Genomic DNA, 17,087 nt, shown 5'->3' on the forward strand with positions numbered 1-17,087 from the left:
TTCCTGGAGGAAGCGATGGAAATTCTTGGCCTGCTCGGTATTCTGATTGGCTGGTACGCCCTCAACCGCTGGATTCTCCCACGCTTTGGCATCACGACCTGAATCAGCCCCAGCTGTGAGCTTCCGGTGCGGAAGCCAGAGACCCCGACAACTGAAGGCGTCGACCCCCAGAAAAAGAAACCTGATTAGGTCCAATTCTCAGCTCGGCGAAGCCAGGCCTCGGGCCGCTTGCCGATTGAGACACAGGCGAACAGCAGTCTTGGCAGCATGCTGCGCAGATCGAACCGCCGGTTGAACCGGTACTGAAACTCGGCCAGATAGCGATGCGCATATTTGTCGAAGTCAAACGCATGATACGTTCCGGCCATGGCCGTCTTAAGATTGCCCAGGATGGTGTTGATCCAGTGGAAGCAGCCCATGTCGGTACTTCTGCGTTGATCACCAACCACCTTTCGCTGATGGTAGCACCCAGTCTTGGTGACGGCGCGGAAGCAATTCAGGCCATCAGAAACGACCAGCGCCGTCGGTGCCAAGTGATTCTTGGCCCATTGATCAACGTCATGGCTGCTGAAGGTCGTCACCCGGCTAAAAACAGCTCGCAGCGGATGGCCCTCGTGACTGGTCTCCACTGCCGCAATGAAGGGAACTTTGTTCTCCGAACCGCGACCAACCTTACCGCCGGAGCGTTCCCCGCCCAAGTAGGCGTCGTCGATCTCGACCCGCTGGGCCAGAACCGTTGTCTCTTCGCGCTCGAACATCGCCTGCATGAGCTTGTGCTTGAGCCGCCAAGCCGCTTTGTAGCTCAAACCCAGCATTCGTCTCAACTCCAGCATCGACAGGCCGGACTTGCCTTGTGTCATGAAGTAGAGGGCCAGAAACCACTGGGTCAGCGGCAGATTGCTCCCATGGAAAATCGTTCCGGAGATCAGCGAGATCTGTTTGCGGCAGCGACAGCACTGGAAGATGTTCGACCGTCCTCGCCGAAACTGGACCGCGCGGCTTGCACCGCATGCTGGACAGACAAATCCTTGGGGCCAGCGCGAGTGCTCAAGGATCGCCTCGCATTGGGCCTCCGTACCATAGTCTTTGAGAAAATCAGCCAAGCTCAGCCCCGGTTGGAACTGGATACGATTGATGGCCATGGATGCTAACCTCCTTGTTATTCATGAGTTCCATGGCCAAACTCTATGCTCCCTGTGCGACAGAATGTGTCATAGCTGAGAATCAGACCTAATCAGGAAAAGAAATGAAAAAGGGCGATCCACATAACGGATCGCCCTTTTTCATTTCTGTCCACTCAGCTTCAGCGCAGGCTGGTCGCGCACCGGGGGCAGGTGAGCATACTGGTGGAAGGGACCTTGTGCCCGCAGGTCGGGCAGTTGAACCAGTATTTGCAGGACTTGCACTGGGGTTCGGAGAGCCCCTGTTTCTTCTTGCACTTGGGGCAAAGCCGGACCATCTTTTGATGCTCGCGATATTCGGCGAAGAGGAGTCCACAACGCGGGCACTCCTCGGCGTCGCGTTTACGGATCTCCGCGCCGCAGGCCTGGTTCGGGCAGACGAAGATGGTGCCACATCCCTTGCACCAGAATTTCCCCTTTTTCACTTCTTTGCAAACCGGACATTTTTCCATGGTGGTTCACGACTCCCATTTATGGCTGCAACAGTGGACTGGAGGAGCCCATTGCCGTCAGACGAAAAAAGCCGGGCCCTTAAAGCCCGGCTTCCGGATGATTCGGGACTTGGGGGCTTAATCGATCTTGCGGAGGGCGCTCGGCGCCGAAGCGCAAACCTCACAGGGCCCTTCAGGAGCCCCCTCGATGGTGTTGCCGCAGACCTGACAGACATAATAATCGACCGCTGTGTTCTTGCCAAGGTTATCGAGGGCCCGCTGGTAGAGCTGCGCATGCACCTTCTCCACATCATTGGCATAGGTGAAACTGCGCAGAGCGGTGTCAAACCCTTCACTGGACGCCTCACGGATCATCTCGGGGTACATCTTGGTGAATTCAAAGGTCTCCCCGGAGACCGCCTCGCGCAGGTTGGCCGCCGTCGAACCGATCCCGCCAAGAACGCGCAGGTGGGCATGGGCATGCACCGTTTCCGCTTCTGCCGCAGCACGAAACAGTTTGGCGACCTGCAGATACCCTTCCTGCTCGGCCTTTTTGGCAAAGGCAAGATACTTGCGGTTGGCCTGCGACTCGCCGGCAAAAGCCTCCTGCAGATTCTTCTGGGTCTTGCTTCCGTTCATGTCTACCATCGGTCCGCTCCTTGAAAAAATTCATGGCCACTTTCGGCCAGGCTGGCTGTGATTGTACCCGCCCCGCAGCACTTGTCAACCACGCAAAGGCAACGGACCGGGGCTTTGCGGTTGCCGAACCTGGCCAATCCGTTTAGAATGGCCACACAACGCCAGGGAGGCAGCTCATGAACATCTATCAGGTCGAAAAACTGGAATGTCCGGTGACCCTTTTTCTCTGTGACGGCCATGTCCGCGAGGGGGTCATCTTTCTCAGCCCCTGCAGTGCCTCCCATTCCGGCCCCGAGACCCCCCTCGAACTCTTCAATGACGACGCGCCTTTCTTTGCCTTCCGCAAGGCCGACGATTCCTTCAGCCTGGTCAACAAGGCGACCATCTGCCACCTGCGCTTCCCGCCCGATCCCGACGCCCCTCCCACTTTCGGCCATCGCTTGCAGGTCCGCATGGTCTTTCTCGGCGGCGAAGTCCTCAAGGGGACCCTCACCCTCGAGGCCCCCGAGGGGAAGGGACGGCTGCAGGATTTTCTCAACACCCACCACGGCTTCTTTCTGCTCGACAGCGGTCCCGCCCATTACCTGGTCAACCCCCTGCTGATCTGCGAAATCGCTCCCGCCTGAATAAAAAACGGCAGCCCCCGAAGGAGCTGCCGCCTGGTTGGTTCCCGGTCAGTGCTGTGCTGCGGTCAGAAACGCCGTTCCTCCCCGGGGACGGTCGCCTGGGCGGTCAGCTGCGGCATCGCTTTGCGCATCACGAAGTTGTAGCTGTCCTTCAACTTCTTGGTGAAGAAGGCGCCGAGCCAGAGCGGGCTCCAGACCAGGCCGGCCGCCAGCCAGCCGTTGCGGGCCGAGACATCGGTCTCGTCCGCCTTGATCTGGTATTCGATCGCTTCGTAGCCCGGTTTCTCCACGGTCACGGCGAAGGAGCTGCCGGTGCTGTTGGCATATTCGTACTTGCAGGGCGTCACCCCGATCCGCTGACCATCGACTGTCACTGCGGCGCCGACCGGCTCCGAAAGGATCAGGGCCTGGTTGGCACAGGCACTGGTAAAAAAGGTTAGGACCATCAGGGCGAGCAGTTTCTTCAGCATCAAGGCAACCTCATCTCTCGTTCAGGGAAATGCTAACAGGATACGGTTCGGCCCCTTATTTTAGCAACCTTCGTGCCAAACAATTGATTTTGCGACACTTTCACCCTTGTTAAAATCCCGACCGCCGTCACAGGTCAAGGGGCCAGGAATCAGCACCCTCTTTTCAGTAGCTTATCACCCGCAATTGCCGGTGTCGGCGACTAGGGCACACCTTGATTCTTAACTGTCGTCAAACCGGAATTCCGGCAACTTTTTGACACCTGGGCATTTAACGGGCAGGATTGCCACGGTTTGTTGCAAACTGTGGCCGGGCCACCACACCCGAACCGGGTCAGAGGTCGAGATAGGCGCGCAGGTAGCGACCGGTATGGCTGCGGGAAGAGCGTGCGACCTCCTCCGGGGTCCCGACCGCAACCACCTCGCCCCCCCGGCTCCCCCCCTCAGGACCGAGATCGATGAGGTGATCGGCGGTCTTGATCACATCGAGGTTGTGCTCGATGATCACCACCGTGTTGCCGCTCTCCACCAACCGCTGCAGGACATCGAGCAGTTTCTGGATATCGGCGAAGTGGAGACCGGTGGTCGGTTCGTCGAGGATATAGATTGTGCGGCCGGTAGCGCGCTTGCCGAGCTCCTTGGCGAGCTTGACGCGCTGTGCCTCGCCACCGGAGAGGGTGGTGGCGCTCTGGCCGAGCTTGATGTAGCCGAGCCCGACATCGCGCAGTGTCTCCAGCTTGTTCCTGATCCGCGGGATATTCTCCAGGAATTTCGCGGCCTGGTTCGCCGTCATATCGAGCAGCTCGGCGATGTTCGTCCCCTTGTAGCGCACCTCCAGGGTCTCACGGTTGTAACGTGCCCCCTTGCAGACCTCGCACTGGACATAGATGTCGGGGAGAAAGTGCATCTCGATCTTGATGATGCCGTCCCCCTGGCACGCCTCGCAGCGCCCCCCCTTGACGTTGAAGGAGAAGCGGCCCGGCTTGTAGCCGCGGATTTTCGCCTCCGGCAGCTGGGCGAAGAGGTCGCGGATGTCGGTGAAGACCCCGGTGTAGGTGGCCGGGTTGCTGCGCGGGGTGCGCCCGATCGGCGACTGATCGATGTCGATCACCTTGTCGAGATATTCGAGCCCGAGGATGTCGTCGACCTTGCCCGCCTTCTCCTTGGCCCGGTAGAGGCGCTGGGCGAGGGCCTTGTAGAGGGTATCGAGAATCAGCGTCGACTTGCCGGAACCGGAGACCCCGGTGACGCAGGTCATCACCCCGAGGGGAATGGCAACATCGACCCCCTTCAGGTTGTTCTCCCGTGCGCCGCGAATGGTGAGCGAGCGCTCGCTCTTGCGCCGCCCGGCCGGAACCGGGATCGACAGCTCGCCGGAGAGATAGCGGCCGGTGAGGGAGCGCGGATCGGCGAGGATCTCCTGCGGCGTCCCCTGGGCGACCACCTCGCCGCCGTGCACCCCGGCCGCCGGCCCCATGTCGATGACATGGTCGGCTTCGAGAATCGTCTCCTCGTCATGCTCGACCACCAGGACGGTGTTGCCGAGGTCGCGCAGCCTTTTCAGGGTGTCGAGAAGGCGCCGGTTGTCGCGCTGGTGGAGGCCGATGGAGGGCTCGTCGAGGATATAAAGGACGCCGACCAGGGAGGAACCGACCTGGGTCGCGAGGCGGATGCGCTGCCCTTCGCCGCCGGAGAGGGTACCGGCGGTGCGATCGAGGGTCAGGTAGTCGAGACCGACGTGGGTGAGAAAGGAGAGGCGTTCGCGGACCTCCTTGAGGATCCGCCGGGCGATCTCCTGCTCCTTGGCGGTCAGCTCCAGTTCGCTGAAATAGCGCTCCGCCTCGACGATGGAGAGCGCCGTCACTTCGCGGATGCTGCGTCCGCCAATCCGCACGAAGAGCGATTCCTTTTTCAGTCGCGCCCCCTCGCAGGTCGGGCAGGGCATGACGTTCATGAAGCGCTCGAGATTCTCGCGCACATTCTCCGAGTCAGTCTCGTGGTAGCGCCGCTCGAGGTTGGGGATCACCCCTTCGAAGACCTTGTGGTAGAAATGGCGCCGCCCCCCCTGGTCGAAGTAAAAGCGCACCTCCTCCTTCCCCGAGCCGTGCAGCAGGACTGTCTGCAGCTTTTCGGGGAGCTGGGCAAAGGGGACATTGATATCGAAACCGTAATGATCGGCCAGTGCTTCCAGCAGTTGCTGGTAGTAAAACCCGGTGCGGCTCTCCCAGGGGGCAATCGCCCCTTCGCGCAGCGAAAGCGCCGGGTTGGGGACGACCTGCTCCGGGTCGAAGTACATCCGGGTGCCTAAGCCCGCACAGGCGGGACAGGCGCCGAAGGGGTTGTTGAAGGAGAACATCCGCGGCGTGATCTCCGGGTAGGAGATGCCGCAGTCGACGCAGGCGTGCTGCTGGGAGAAGACCAGCGACTCGCCGCCGACCACCTCCACCCGCACCAGCCCCTCGGCGAGGCGCAGGGCTGTCTCCAGTGAATCGGCGAGGCGGGTACGGACCTCCTCCTTGAGGACCAGGCGGTCGACGACCACCTCGATCGTATGCTGCTTCTTCTTGTCGAGTTCCGGCGTCTCGGCGAGCTCGTAGATTTCCCCGTCGATACGCACCCGCACGAAACCGTCCGCCTGCAGCTGCTTCAGCTCCTTGCGGTATTCTCCCTTTCGCCCGCGCACGATCGGCGCGAGGAGCAACAGCCGGGTCTTTTCCGGCCAGGCGAGGATGTGGTCGACCATCTGCTCGACGGTCTGGCTGGCGATCTCCTTGCCGCACTGGTGGCAATGGACGCGACCGACCCGGGCGAAGAGGAGCCGCAGGTAGTCGTAGATCTCGGTGACGGTGCCAACGGTCGAGCGCGGGTTCTTCGAAGTGGTCTTCTGCTCGATGGAGATCGCCGGCGACAACCCCTCGATCGACTCGACGTCGGGCTTGTCCATCTGCTCCAGGAACTGGCGGGCATAGGCGGAAAGAGACTCGACGTAACGGCGCTGCCCCTCGGCGTAGATGGTGTCGAAGGCCAGCGTCGACTTGCCCGAGCCGGAGACGCCGGTGATCACCACCAGCTGGTCACGGGGGATTTCGACGTCGATGCACTTGAGGTTGTGCTCGCAGGCGCCCTTGATAATGATCTTGTTGGTCATAAATTCAGATCCAGATCTTCGCCACAGAGGCACAGAGACCCGGAGAAAATCTTCGGTCCTGCCCTCGGGTTCTTGGGACTTCTCTGTGCCTTCGTGTCTCTGTTGCTACAGATTTTTGGCCATTTCCGCCGCCAGCTTCACCGCTGCCACCAGGCTTGCTCTGCTCGCCCGGCCGCTGCCGGCCAGATCGTAGGCAGTGCCGTGATCGACGCTGGTGCGGACGATGGGAAGGCCGAGGGTAACGTTGACGGCGTCCTCGAAGTGCAGGAGCTTCAGCGGAATCAGACCCTGATCGTGATACATGCAGATCACCGCGTCACAGGCCTGCTGCTGCACCGCGAAGTGGAACAGGGTGTCGGCGCTGTGGGGTCCGGTGGCGGCAATCCCTGCCTCCTGCGCCGCGGCAATCGCCGGCCGGATCAGGCGCGCTTCCTCGTCTCCGAAGAGCCCCCCCTCGCCGGCGTGGGGGTTGAGGGCCAGCACCGCCAGCCGTGGCTGGGCGAGACCGAAGAAGCGGCGCAGGTCGCCGTCGGTGACGCGCAGGGTGGCGAGGATCTCCGCGCGGGAGAGGGCTGCCGGCACCGCGCTCAGGGCAAGATGGGTGGTGACCAGGCAGACCTTCAGGCGCGCGCCGGCGAGCATCATTACCACCTTGTCGACCCCGCAACGGTCGGCGAGAAGCTCGGTATGGCCGGGGAAAGGGGAGCCGGCGGCATGGATCGCCGCCTTGCTGATCGGTGCCGTGACCATGCCGGCGGCGCTCCCCGCAATGCAGCGGTCGCAGGCCCATTCGATGTAGTCGACCATCGCCCGGCCGCAGGCGGCATCGGGCTGGCCGTAGACCAGGTTTTCGGCCGGCAGGGTGGAGAGCGCCTCGATGTCCAGCTGACGCGAGCCGAGGTGGAGCCGGTGGCTGGCCAGGTCGCCCACCGTCAGCTCCGCCGCTACCCCGAAGAGCCGCGCCGCGCGCTGCAGGCAGCCCGGATCCCCGGCCACCAGCAGCGGCCGGGCAAGCGGGTCGAAGGCCCCGGCAAGGAGGGCCTTGACGATGATTTCCGGGCCGACTCCGGTCGGGTCGCCCATGGTGATGATCAGGGGGCGTGACATGGGTACTTCTCCTTTGGACAAGCTCGTATCATAACCCAATTGCCGCCAGCGGGACAATGCTGCCAGCGACCCGGAAAATGAAAACCCCCGCCGGAAGGGGCGGGGGCAACGGAATTAGATAGTGACGGGTCTCAGATCCGGATATCGATGTAGGCATCCTTTTTCAACCCCTGGGCCCACTCCTTGAAACGCTCCTCGCGTTTCTGTTCCAGCAGGGTCTGCTCGATCTCCCCCTTGACACTATCGAAGTTGCGGATCGTCCCCGGCTTGCGGACATCGACCCGAAAGAGATGGAGATTGCCGTCCGGCCCCGGTACGACAGCGCTGACCTCCCCCTGCTGCAGGTTGCGGATCGCCTGGTCGAAGACCGGGGCCAGCTCCCCCTCCTTGAATATCCCCATATCGCCACCTTCGGCGCCGGCCCCTTTTTCCGCCTCGATCACGGCCGCGACCTCGGCGCCGGCGAGGAGCTGCTGGCGGGCCGCCGTGGCTGCTGCTGTGGCCGCTGTGCGCTCCGCGGCGGTTGCCCCGGCCGGGATCGGGAAAGTGATCCGGCTGATGCGCATGTAGGGGGCTTCGCGATAGTCGTCGATGTGCTCCTTGAAATAGTCGAGCAGGTCCTGGTTGGTCACCTCGACCTTGCTCTGCACCTCGCGACCGATCAGCTTGAAACGCAGGATCTGCTTGCCGAGACTCTGCTTGTAGACATCGAAGTTCATTCCCTGGGCTTCCAGCGCCGCCACCAGTTGCTCGCGGGTGAGGCGATTCTGCTTCTGGACGTCCCGGATCGCAGCCTCCACTTCGTCGTCGCTGACCTTCAGCTTGAGCTCGTCAATCTTCTGCTCGACCAGCGAGTCCTCGATCAGCCGGGAGAGGAGCTGGCTGCGCAGGTTGGCGAGTTCCAGCCCGCTGGGCCTGGCTTTCCCCTGCAGGGCGGCGTCCAGCGCTAGATCGAGCTGATGGGTTGTCACGACCCGGTCATTGACCACCGCGGCGACACCATCGACCACCTCGCCCCGCACCGGCGCTGCGAACACCCCGAGCAGCAGGGCCAGCACCATGATTCTGCCTGCCTTCATCACATTTTCCTTTAGCGTTGCTGCCATCCCCGCCCTAGAGCAGGGACCAGTTCATGTCGATTTTTGCCCGGCTGCGCAATTCCTGCAACCAGGATTGATAGGCCTGTTCCTGGCGGTCGGCCAGCAACTCGTCCCGGATCCTGTCGCGAACCTGGTCGAGGCTCAGGCGCTGGGCCGGGCGGCGTTCTTCGACCAGGAAGATGTGGTAGCCATATTCGCTGCGCACCAGATCGCTGATACGCCCCTTCGCCAGGGTGAAGACCACCTTGTCAAACTCCGGCGGCATTTCGCCGCGAGCGAAAAAGCCAAGATCTCCCCCCTGTTCAGCGTCCGGAGAGAGGGAAAATTCCTTGGCCACGGCAGCAAAGGGACGTCCCTGCTGTAACAGGGCGAGGACACGCTCCCCTTCCTCCTGGCTGCCGACGACGATCTGGCGGGCACGCACCTGGTCGGGGCGGTTGAACTCGTCCTGGTGTTCCCGGTAATAATTATCGATCTCGGCCTCGCTCACCCCGATCCGGACATCGACCGCCTGGCGCATGACCTTCTCCACCAGCAGTCCGCGCTCCAGTTCCTGGCGCCAGTCGGCAAAGGAAATCCCCCGTTCCCTGAGGACCTCGTCGAAGGATCTGTCGGGATACTCGGCGCGGTATTCCTGGATCGCCTGGTCGACCTCGGCGGGGGTTACCTTGATCTGCAGGCGTTCGGCCTCGGCGAGGGTCAATTCCTGGTCGATGACCTGGACCAGGAAGGCCCGTTCCAGCTCGTTCTTCTCGTCGGCACTCAGTTCCTGGCCGGCGGGGAGGGTTTTGGCGAACTCGCGGCGAAACTGGTCGAGGGTCACGGTGCGGTTGTCGACCCGGACCAGGACCGGCGACGAAGCTTCACCCTTTTCCTTGCAGGCAAAGAGGGGGATACAGAGAAAAATCAGAACCAGCAGGGTTTTGCTGCGCAGTAGGCACATAAGCTTCCGATCCACGGCGGGCGAATGCTCGGGGGAGGTCAGGCCGGCGGCGAGGGGCCGCGGAGAGTCAGGCTAGCACAGTCAAAGAAAACCGCGCAATTCTTTTTTGGCCGTCTCCAGCAGCGCCTCCGGGGTGAGCCGCCCGGTGCGGATGGTGAGCCGGAAATCGGGGCTGAACTGGTAGCGCCCCGCGGGGTCGGTGAGCAGGCCGAGAATCTTTTCCGGCGCCACCGGGGTCGCCCCGTGAAACGCCAGGGTCAGCTGGCGGCCGTCGTATTCCGCCAGCTCGATCATCAACCGCTTGAGAAGGACGCGCAGTTTCATCACCTCGAGAAGGAGCTGCCCGGGGGGCGGGATCTCGCCAAAGCGGTCGCGCAGCTCATCGGTGGCGAGGTAGATCGTCTCCTCGTCGCTAGCACTGGCCAGCTGCTTGTAGAGGACCAGCCGCTGGTTGGGATCGGGGACGTAACTCTCCGGCAGGTAGGCGGAGAGACCGAGCCGGATTTCCGGGTCGACGCGCTCCTCCCGGGCCAGGCCCCGCAGCTCGTTGATCGTCTCGTCGAGGAGTTCGGCGTACATCTCAAAGCCGATCGCCGCCACCTGGCCGGCCTGACGGGGACCGAGGAGTTCGCCGGCGCCCCGCAGTTCCAGGTCGTGGCTGGCGATGCGGAAGCCGGCGCCGAGCTCGGTCAGCTCCTGCAGGACCTTGAGCCGTTCCCGGGCTTCCCGGGTCAGGTTCCCTTCGCCGGGGATCAGCAGGTAGGCATAGGCACGCTGGCTCGAGCGACCGACCCGGCCGCGCAGCTGGTAGAGCTGCGCCAGGCCGAAGCAGTCGGCGCGGTTGATGATGATGGTGTTGGCGCGCGGGATATCGATGCCGTTCTCGATGATGGTGCTGCAGACCAGGACGTTGCTCGTCCCCTCGATAAAGCCGAGCATCACCTCCTCCAGAGCCTTCTCCCCCATCTGGCCGTGGCCGACGGCGACCTTCGCCTCGGGAACGAGGGCGCGCAGGAAATCGGCTTGGGCGTTGATGCTCTGCACCCGGTTATGGACGAAGAAGACCTGGCCGCCGCGGCGCAGCTCCCGCAGGATCGCCTCGCGAATCAGCTCCTCGTCGAAGCGGGTGACGTAGGTGCGCACTGCCAGCCGGTCGACCGGCGGGGTGTCGATCACCGACAGGTCGCGAATCCCCATCAGGCTCATGTGCAGGGTGCGCGGAATCGGCGTCGCAGTCAGCGTCAACAGGTCGACCTCGGCGCGCAGTTTCTTCAGGCGCTCTTTGTGGGCCACCCCGAAGCGCTGCTCCTCGTCGACGATCACCAGGCCGAGGTCCCTGAATTTGACATCCCGCTGCAGCAGCCGGTGGGTGCCGATCAGGACATCGACCTTGCCGGCGGCAGTCCGCTCCAGAATCAGCTTCTGCTCCGCCGGGGTGCGGAACCGGGAGACCATCTCGACCTCGACCGGGGTCCCGGCAAAGCGGCTCCGGAAGGTCTCCCAGTGCTGCTTGGCGAGGACCGTGGTCGGCACCAGCACCGCTACCTGGCGGCCGTCCATGGCGACCTTGAAGGCGGCACGGATCGCCACTTCGGTCTTGCCGTAGCCGACGTCGCCGCAGATCAGCCGGTCCATCGGCTGTTCCGCCTGCAACCCGGCGAGGACGTCGTCGATCGCGGCCTGCTGGTCGGCGGTCTCCTCGTAGGGAAACCCCGCTTCGAACTCCCGGAAGTGGCGGTCGGGAGGGGGGTAGGGGGGGCGGTGGTTCATCGCCCGCCGGGCATAGATGCGCAGCAGCTCCCGCGCCAGCTCTTCGACCGCCGCGCGCGCCTTGAGCTTCGCCTTCTCCCAGCCCTGGCCGCCCATCTTGTCGAGGTGGGGCTGGTGCCCCTCCCCCCCGACGTACTTGGAGACCTTTTCGATGCGATCGACCGGAACGTAGAGGCGATCGTCCCCGGCATATTCGAGGAGGAGGTAGTCCCCTTCGGTCTGGCCGGTCACGAGGTGAACGAGACCGCGAAAGCGGGCGATGCCGTGATCGGCATGCACGGCAAAATCACCTTCGCGCAGTTCGGCGAGGGTGGAGAGGAGCGCCTTGGCCCGCGCGGCGCCGCGATCGCGGCGCCGCACCCGGGGACCGAAGATCTCCTCCTCGGCGATCACCACCAGCCGCTCATCGGGGAGGCGGAAGCCGGCGCCAAGGTCGCCGACGGTGAGCAGGAGCCGTCCGGGACGCACCTGCGCCAGCCCGGCCGCCGGATCGAGATCGATCGGCAGCTGCTCCCCCTGCAGCAGATCGGCAAGGCGCTCGGCCTGGCCGCGCTGATGGCAGACCACCAGCACCCGCCACCCCTCCGTCAGCCAGCCCCGCAGCTGGCCGGCCAAAGGAGCAAGGCCGTCCGCGCCATCGCCGAGGCCGCGCCGCAGATCCAGATTCCCCTCGGCGCGCACCCGGTAGACCGGGTGTTCCGCATCGAGCTGGTAGAGCTCCAGGGGAGAAAAATCGATCCGCGGCCGGCCGGCCAGCTCCCGCTCCAGATCCCGGGGGGTCAGGAAGAGATCGGCGGCGGCGACAAAGGGCTCGCCGCGATGAGCGGCACGGGCTTCCCCCTCGGCAACCTCGGTCGCGAAACGGTCGGCTTCCTGGAGAATGGCCGGCGGGTCGACGACGACCCAGCGGGCGCTGGGGGCATAGGCGGTCAGGGAGTCGAGCGCGGGATAGTTGCAGGGGAGGAGAAACGCCCGTCCGGGCGCCAGGATTCCTTCCCGGGCCTCATCGAGGACCGCCTCGCGGACGGTCCGCGGCAGGCCGAGGGTGTCGCAGCGCTCCTTGAGTTTGCGGGCGAAGGTTTCGAGATGGTCGCCGGCGAGGACCAGCTCCCGGGCCGGAAGGAGCATCAGCTCCTCGAGTTCCTCGTTGCCCGAACGCTGGGTGGAAGGGTCAAAGGGGCGCATGCGCTCGATGTAGTCCCCGAAAAACTCTATGCGCACCGGGGTGGAGCGGGTCGGCGGGAAGATGTCGAGCAGATCGCCCCGCACCGAGAAGGTGCCGCGATCCTCGACCAGGGGGACGGCCTGGTAGCCGAGCTCAAGGAGCCGTTGCAGCAGGGGAGGGCGGGGATATTCCTCCTCCACCACCAGCCGTTCGCAAAGTCCGGCCAGCGCCTGGCGGGGAATCACCCGCTGCAGCAGGCTCCGCACCGGCACCACCAACGCCCGCGCCCGCCCTTCGTGAAGGGCGGCGAGAGCGGCAAGGCGCTCCGCCTCGACTTCCGGGTGCGGCGCCAGCGGCTCGAAGGGTCCGACCTCCCAGTGCGGGAAATGGAAGATTTCGCCGCTGCGGCCATGACAGAAGGCAAGATCCGCCGCCAGCCGGGCCGCTTCCTTCTGTCCGGCGGTCAGAATCAGCAGGGTTTCATTGCTGGCCGCCAGCAGCCCGGCCAGCAGCCAGGCGCCGCTGGTGCCGACCAGGCCGAGAACCTCGCTGCGCCCCCGAGTGGCGAGCACCCCCTCGACAAAGGCTTTGCGGGTGGCGTGGGCAACCTGATGATGGTCGATCGGATTCGAATCCATGGTCAAGGGCCATGCCCCGGTTGGGCAGCGCGGCACTCCTCTGGTCTGGCAGGCAAAGAGACGGGGCGTGCCAGTGCACGCCCCTGAAAAAGATCGGTTGGTTGGTGACTAGTCCCGCGGCACCGCGAGCATCCGCTCCAGGCTTCCCCGGGCGCGAGCGGCGACATCGGCGGGAACGGTAATCTGCGGGCTCATATGCTGCAGGCAGCTGAGGACATCCTCCAGGGAGGTCAGCTTCATGTTCGGACAGATCAGGCGTGAGGTCGGCAGGATGAAGCTCTTCTCCGGGTTCTCGCGCCGCAACCGGTAAAGGATGCCGGCCTCGGTGCCGACGATGAACTTCTGTGCCGGACTGGTCCTGACGTAATCATACATGCCGCTGGTCGAACAGATGTGGTGGGCACGCCGGAGGATTTCGGGCGCACACTCGGGATGGGCCAAAAAGAGCGCATCGGGGTGTTCGGCCAGAGCCCGCTCGACGTCGGCGACCTGGAGCCGCTCATGGGTCGGACAGTAGCCGTCCCAGAAATAGCAGGTCTTGCTCGTCTGGCCGGCGATGTAGCGCCCGAGGTTGCGGTCGGGGACGAGGAGCACCTCGTCGGCGTCGAGGGAATTGACCACCCGCACCGCGTTGGCGCTGGTGCAGCAGATGTCGCTCTCGGCTTTGACGGCGGCGCTGGAATTGACGTAGGTGACGACCGTCGCCCCGGGATGTCTGGTTTTCATCGCCCGCAGGCCTTCGGCCGTGACCATGTCGGCCATCGGGCAGCCGGCATCGGGCCTGGGGAGGAGGACAATTTTGTCCGGCGCCAGGATCGCTGCACTTTCCGCCATGAAATGGACGCCGCAAAAAACGATTACGGCGCGGTCGGTGCGCGCCGCCTCGAGGGACAGCCCGAGGGAATCCCCGGTGATGTCCGCCAGTTCCTGGATTTCGTCGCGCTGATAGTTATGCGCCAGCAGCAGGGCATTGCGCTCCCGGGCCAGGCGCCGGATCTCGTCCTTGATCTCTTGCTGACTCTTCATGAAGGTCCTTCCACAGGTTCGATGTGCGCCGTATACTAGTTCAAAACCCCTGATATGTCAAACCTTTATCGGCGAATCCGGCCTTGACAGGGGCTTCGATTGGGGCTATTCTCAGCGGGCCTGAAACAACCTCTTTCTTTCAAGGACTTCCCGTTATGTTCGGAATCGGCATGCCCGAGCTCCTGCTGATCCTGGCCCTTGCCCTGATCGTCATCGGCCCGAAGAAACTCCCCGATATCGCCCGTGCCCTCGGTCGCGGCTTCGCCGAATTCAGGCGCGCCACCGACGAGTTGAAGACCTCCTTCCACGAGGAGGTTCGAACTGCCGAAACCAAGAAGCGCCTGCTCGAGGAAGGCAAAATCCATCCCCCCGGCGCCGCCCGCAAAGAGGCGGAGGGCGGGTCGGAAGAAGCGGGCCCCGCGGACGACCCCTATCGGACCGCCCGGGAAGAGCGGGCGGCGGCCCCGAGCGAGGATGCCGGAAATGAGCGATGAAAGCCTCCCCTTTACCAAGCACCTGGAGGAGTTGCGGCGCCGCCTGATCATCGCCGCCGGGTCCTGGCTGGTCGCCTTCATCGCCTGCTACAGCTACTCGGAACAACTCTTCCAGTTCATTTCCGGGCCGGTGCGGGCCGCCCTGCCGGCAGGAAGCTCGCTGGTCTTCATCAACGCCACCGAACCCTTCTTCACTTACCTGAAGATCGCGGCCCTGACCGGCCTGCTCATTGCCCTGCCGGTCATCTTCTGGCAGCTCTGGGGCTTTGTCGCGCCCGGGCTCTATGCCCATGAAAAGAAGCTCGCCGTCCCCTTCGTCTTTGCCAGTACGCTCTGCTTCGGGGCCGGGGCCTATTTCGGCTTTCGCTTCGTCTTTCCCACCATCTTCACTTTTCTCATCAATTATGGTACCAGCAGCGGCGAAATCAGCGCCATGCTCTCCATGGGGCAGTACCTCGCCCTGTCGAGCAAGCTGCTGCTCGCCTTCGGTCTCGTCTTCGAGCTGCCGATCATCATCTTTTTCCTCGCCCGCATGGGCATTGTCGACCATCTCTGGTTGCGCCGCAACCGCAAGTATGCACTGATCGCCGCCTTTGTCATCGGCGCCATCCTGACCCCGCCCGATGTCTTTTCCCAGACCGCCCTGGCCCTGCCGTTCATCATCCTCTACGAAGTCGGAATCTGGGTCGCCTTCTTCTTTGGTAAAAAAAGGGCGCGCGAAGCCAAAGATTCCGGCCCCGGAGAAGCAGGCTGAATGCGCAACTGAGGAGGGCCGGTTTCTTTCAAGCAGGGGCAACCGGTGACGGCGCCATGTCGGCCCTGAGCTGGTGGACCAGCCGGTTTTTGCCGCCCCGCTTCGCCTGATACATCAAGTCGTCAGCTGCCCGGACCAGGCTGTCGAGATCGTCCTCAAAGCCGTCGAAAGTAACCGCCCCGATACTGAAGGTGACCGGCCAATCGCCCTCTCCCATCGCTGACAGCAACTCCCGCTGAATTTTTTGCAGAGCTTCGCCCCCCGCACTGAACCCGGTCTCCGGCAACAGCAGTGCGAACTCGTCCCCGCCCAGACGCGCCGCCACATCGATACTGCGGAGCTGCCGCTTCAGGTTGCGGGCAACGGCCTGGAGCAACTGATCACCGGCGCCATGACCAAACGAGTCGTTGACCTGCTTGAAGTTGTCGAGGTCGAAATAGGCGAGGGTGTAAGCCCGGCCATAGCGGGCGGCGCGCTGCGCCTCGTCTCCCAGACGCTGATAAAAGATGCGGCCGTTGACCAGGCCGGTCAGGGTATCGGTCCCGGCCAGCGCCTGCTGGAGGCGCAAAAGGCCCCTGACCCGCAGCACGAGGTGACTGACGAGGAGAAAGAAACCGAAACGCACCAGGGCATTCCAAAAGGGCGCCCATGCATTATAATAACTTCTGTTTGCCACCTCCGCCGCCATCCAGACCAGGGCGGCGAGCAGGGCACAGCTGTAGGTCTCCTCGCGCCGGGCGTACCAGGCCAGGAGCAGGAGCGGTGCAACGTAGAAGAGCGAGAAGGAGAGCTCTTCGCCCGTCCAGTAATTGATCAGGCCAAGAAGTAGGGTGGCAGAAAGGGCCACAACGACCAGCCATGGCCGCGAAAGCCGCTCCAGCTTGCGGTTGATCCGATCGGTAAGGGTCATGGGACGATCACCCGGGCACCGGATCGTGATCGCCACGGTAAGGGGTCCAGAGGATATCCTCGCGACCGCCGTCATTGCAGAGCCGTGCCCAGACGAAACAAAGGTCGGAGAGCCGGTTGAGATAGGTCAGAGCGTGGGGATTGAAGGTCTGCCTGCCAGCGCTCTCTTCGCTCACCCGGGCTTCGATGACGGTACGCTCGGCCCGGCGGGCGACGGTTCGCACCAGGTGCAGGGTGGCCGCAGCACGGCTCCCCCCGGGGAGAATGAAGCTGGTCAAGGGCTCGAGGCGTTCCGTTGCCGCAGCAATCAGCCCCTCCAGGCGTTGCACGTGGCCGGCGCCGATCCGGGGGAGATGCTCTTCCTTTTCCGGGTCCCCGAGCGGAGTCGCCAGGTCGGCGCCGAGATCGAAAAGTTCCTGCTGCAGGCGTTGTACCTCGGCCGCCAAACCCGCGGGCAGCACCTCCAGGCGCACCAGGCCAAGCAGGCAATTGACTTCATCGACGGTCCCATAGGCGGCAACCCGGGGTGCATGCTTGGGGACCCGGCTCCCATCCGCCAGGCTGGTCTCGCCGCGGTCGCCACCACCAGTGGTAATGCGATCAAGTCGAACCATCGTCTCCTCCCGGTTCAGGTAAAAGGTTTTCAGGTTAGGAATCCGCGACTTTCACTTCGAAACCCAGGTCATATT

General features: G+C 63.5%; 15 protein-coding genes. 3 read left to right on the forward strand and 12 right to left on the reverse strand.

The annotated features are described in order from the left end of the window. Positions 1 to 185: 185 nt before the first annotated feature. The 3 genes from ACYQ8E_RS11950 to ACYQ8E_RS11960 form a co-directional block, all read right to left on the reverse strand. On the reverse strand, positions 186 to 1,142 hold the full coding sequence (locus ACYQ8E_RS11950) for an IS1595 family transposase (protein WP_066723323.1): 957 nt from the start codon (positions 1,140 to 1,142) through the stop codon (positions 186 to 188). A gap of 161 nt (positions 1,143 to 1,303) precedes the next feature. Continuing rightward, on the reverse strand, positions 1,304 to 1,633 hold the full coding sequence (locus ACYQ8E_RS11955; RefSeq protein WP_066729491.1) for a hypothetical protein: 330 nt from the start codon (positions 1,631 to 1,633) through the stop codon (positions 1,304 to 1,306). Between the two features lie 117 nt (positions 1,634 to 1,750). After that, positions 1,751 to 2,260 (reverse strand): rubrerythrin family protein, encoded by a 510-nt coding sequence (locus ACYQ8E_RS11960; RefSeq protein ID WP_066729493.1) that lies wholly within the window; start codon positions 2,258 to 2,260, stop codon positions 1,751 to 1,753. Between the two features lie 167 nt (positions 2,261 to 2,427). Here ACYQ8E_RS11960 and ACYQ8E_RS11965 point away from each other — a divergent pair, with 167 nt between their 5' ends. After that, on the forward strand, positions 2,428 to 2,877 hold the full coding sequence (locus ACYQ8E_RS11965; protein ID WP_459861048.1) for a hypothetical protein: 450 nt from the start codon (positions 2,428 to 2,430) through the stop codon (positions 2,875 to 2,877). A 65-nt stretch (positions 2,878 to 2,942) separates the two neighbouring features. Here the strand turns inward: ACYQ8E_RS11965 and ACYQ8E_RS11970 are convergent, their stop codons facing one another. The 7 genes from ACYQ8E_RS11970 to nadA form a co-directional block, all read right to left on the reverse strand. Continuing rightward, entirely contained in the window at positions 2,943 to 3,347 is a 405-nt protein-coding gene (locus tag ACYQ8E_RS11970) for a PEGA domain-containing protein (protein WP_066729495.1), read from the reverse strand. Positions 3,348 to 3,678: 331 nt separating this feature from the next. After that, positions 3,679 to 6,492, reverse strand: a complete 2,814-nt coding sequence (gene uvrA, locus ACYQ8E_RS11975; RefSeq protein WP_066729496.1) for an excinuclease ABC subunit UvrA — start codon at positions 6,490 to 6,492, stop codon at positions 3,679 to 3,681. A 105-nt stretch (positions 6,493 to 6,597) separates the two neighbouring features. After that, positions 6,598 to 7,599: a 4-hydroxythreonine-4-phosphate dehydrogenase PdxA gene (pdxA, locus tag ACYQ8E_RS11980; RefSeq protein ID WP_066729498.1), complete on the reverse strand. Its 1,002-nt coding sequence runs from the start codon at positions 7,597 to 7,599 to the stop codon at positions 6,598 to 6,600. A gap of 131 nt (positions 7,600 to 7,730) precedes the next feature. After that, complete coding sequence (locus ACYQ8E_RS11985) at positions 7,731 to 8,678, reverse strand: SurA N-terminal domain-containing protein (protein ID WP_066729500.1); 948 nt, start codon at positions 8,676 to 8,678, stop codon at positions 7,731 to 7,733. Between the two features lie 34 nt (positions 8,679 to 8,712). Further along, on the reverse strand, positions 8,713 to 9,642 hold the full coding sequence (locus tag ACYQ8E_RS11990) for a peptidylprolyl isomerase (protein WP_066729502.1): 930 nt from the start codon (positions 9,640 to 9,642) through the stop codon (positions 8,713 to 8,715). Positions 9,643 to 9,723: 81 nt separating this feature from the next. Then, positions 9,724 to 13,215, reverse strand: a complete 3,492-nt coding sequence (gene mfd / locus ACYQ8E_RS11995) for a transcription-repair coupling factor (RefSeq protein WP_066729906.1) — start codon at positions 13,213 to 13,215, stop codon at positions 9,724 to 9,726. Between the two features lie 108 nt (positions 13,216 to 13,323). Then, positions 13,324 to 14,241, reverse strand: a complete 918-nt coding sequence (gene nadA / locus ACYQ8E_RS12000; RefSeq protein ID WP_066729504.1) for a quinolinate synthase NadA — start codon at positions 14,239 to 14,241, stop codon at positions 13,324 to 13,326. A gap of 155 nt (positions 14,242 to 14,396) precedes the next feature. Here nadA and tatB point away from each other — a divergent pair, with 155 nt between their 5' ends. Both tatB and tatC read left to right on the forward strand, forming a co-directional pair. Then, entirely contained in the window at positions 14,397 to 14,735 is a 339-nt protein-coding gene (gene tatB, locus ACYQ8E_RS12005) for a Sec-independent protein translocase protein TatB (RefSeq protein ID WP_066729506.1), read from the forward strand. Beyond that, positions 14,725 to 15,489: a twin-arginine translocase subunit TatC gene (gene tatC / locus ACYQ8E_RS12010; protein ID WP_066729508.1), complete on the forward strand. Its 765-nt coding sequence runs from the start codon at positions 14,725 to 14,727 to the stop codon at positions 15,487 to 15,489. The genes tatB and tatC overlap by 11 nt, the downstream gene beginning before the upstream one ends. 28 nt (positions 15,490 to 15,517) lie before the next feature. Here the strand turns inward: tatC and ACYQ8E_RS12015 are convergent, their stop codons facing one another. After that, complete coding sequence (locus tag ACYQ8E_RS12015) at positions 15,518 to 16,399, reverse strand: GGDEF domain-containing protein (RefSeq protein ID WP_066729510.1); 882 nt, start codon at positions 16,397 to 16,399, stop codon at positions 15,518 to 15,520. Between the two features lie 7 nt (positions 16,400 to 16,406). Further along, a complete protein-coding gene (locus ACYQ8E_RS12020; RefSeq protein WP_066729511.1) occupies positions 16,407 to 17,012 on the reverse strand; it encodes a cob(I)yrinic acid a,c-diamide adenosyltransferase in 606 nt (201 codons plus the stop codon). Positions 17,013 to 17,087 lie beyond the last annotated feature (75 nt).

Source organism: Desulfuromonas carbonis, assembly GCF_054658035.1.

What these genes read in the sequence shown, in the direction of transcription:
- ACYQ8E_RS11950 (WP_066723323.1), bottom strand. Translation starts at nt 1,142, where the DNA reads ATGGCCATCAATCGTATCCAGTTCCAACCGGGGCTGAGCTTGGCTGAT.
- ACYQ8E_RS11955 (WP_066729491.1), bottom strand. Translation starts at nt 1,633, where the DNA reads ATGGAAAAATGTCCGGTTTGCAAAGAAGTGAAAAAGGGGAAATTCTGG.
- ACYQ8E_RS11960 (WP_066729493.1), bottom strand. Translation starts at nt 2,260, where the DNA reads ATGGTAGACATGAACGGAAGCAAGACCCAGAAGAATCTGCAGGAGGCT.
- ACYQ8E_RS11965 (WP_459861048.1), top strand. Translation starts at nt 2,428, where the DNA reads ATGAACATCTATCAGGTCGAAAAACTGGAATGTCCGGTGACCCTTTTT.
- ACYQ8E_RS11970 (WP_066729495.1), bottom strand. Translation starts at nt 3,347, where the DNA reads ATGCTGAAGAAACTGCTCGCCCTGATGGTCCTAACCTTTTTTACCAGT.
- uvrA (WP_066729496.1), bottom strand. Translation starts at nt 6,492, where the DNA reads ATGACCAACAAGATCATTATCAAGGGCGCCTGCGAGCACAACCTCAAG.
- pdxA (WP_066729498.1), bottom strand. Translation starts at nt 7,599, where the DNA reads ATGTCACGCCCCCTGATCATCACCATGGGCGACCCGACCGGAGTCGGC.
- ACYQ8E_RS11985 (WP_066729500.1), bottom strand. Translation starts at nt 8,678, where the DNA reads ATGAAGGCAGGCAGAATCATGGTGCTGGCCCTGCTGCTCGGGGTGTTC.
- ACYQ8E_RS11990 (WP_066729502.1), bottom strand. Translation starts at nt 9,642, where the DNA reads ATGTGCCTACTGCGCAGCAAAACCCTGCTGGTTCTGATTTTTCTCTGT.
- mfd (WP_066729906.1), bottom strand. Translation starts at nt 13,215, where the DNA reads ATGGATTCGAATCCGATCGACCATCATCAGGTTGCCCACGCCACCCGC.
- nadA (WP_066729504.1), bottom strand. Translation starts at nt 14,241, where the DNA reads ATGAAGAGTCAGCAAGAGATCAAGGACGAGATCCGGCGCCTGGCCCGG.
- tatB (WP_066729506.1), top strand. Translation starts at nt 14,397, where the DNA reads ATGTTCGGAATCGGCATGCCCGAGCTCCTGCTGATCCTGGCCCTTGCC.
- tatC (WP_066729508.1), top strand. Translation starts at nt 14,725, where the DNA reads ATGAGCGATGAAAGCCTCCCCTTTACCAAGCACCTGGAGGAGTTGCGG.
- ACYQ8E_RS12015 (WP_066729510.1), bottom strand. Translation starts at nt 16,399, where the DNA reads ATGACCCTTACCGATCGGATCAACCGCAAGCTGGAGCGGCTTTCGCGG.
- ACYQ8E_RS12020 (WP_066729511.1), bottom strand. Translation starts at nt 17,012, where the DNA reads ATGGTTCGACTTGATCGCATTACCACTGGTGGTGGCGACCGCGGCGAG.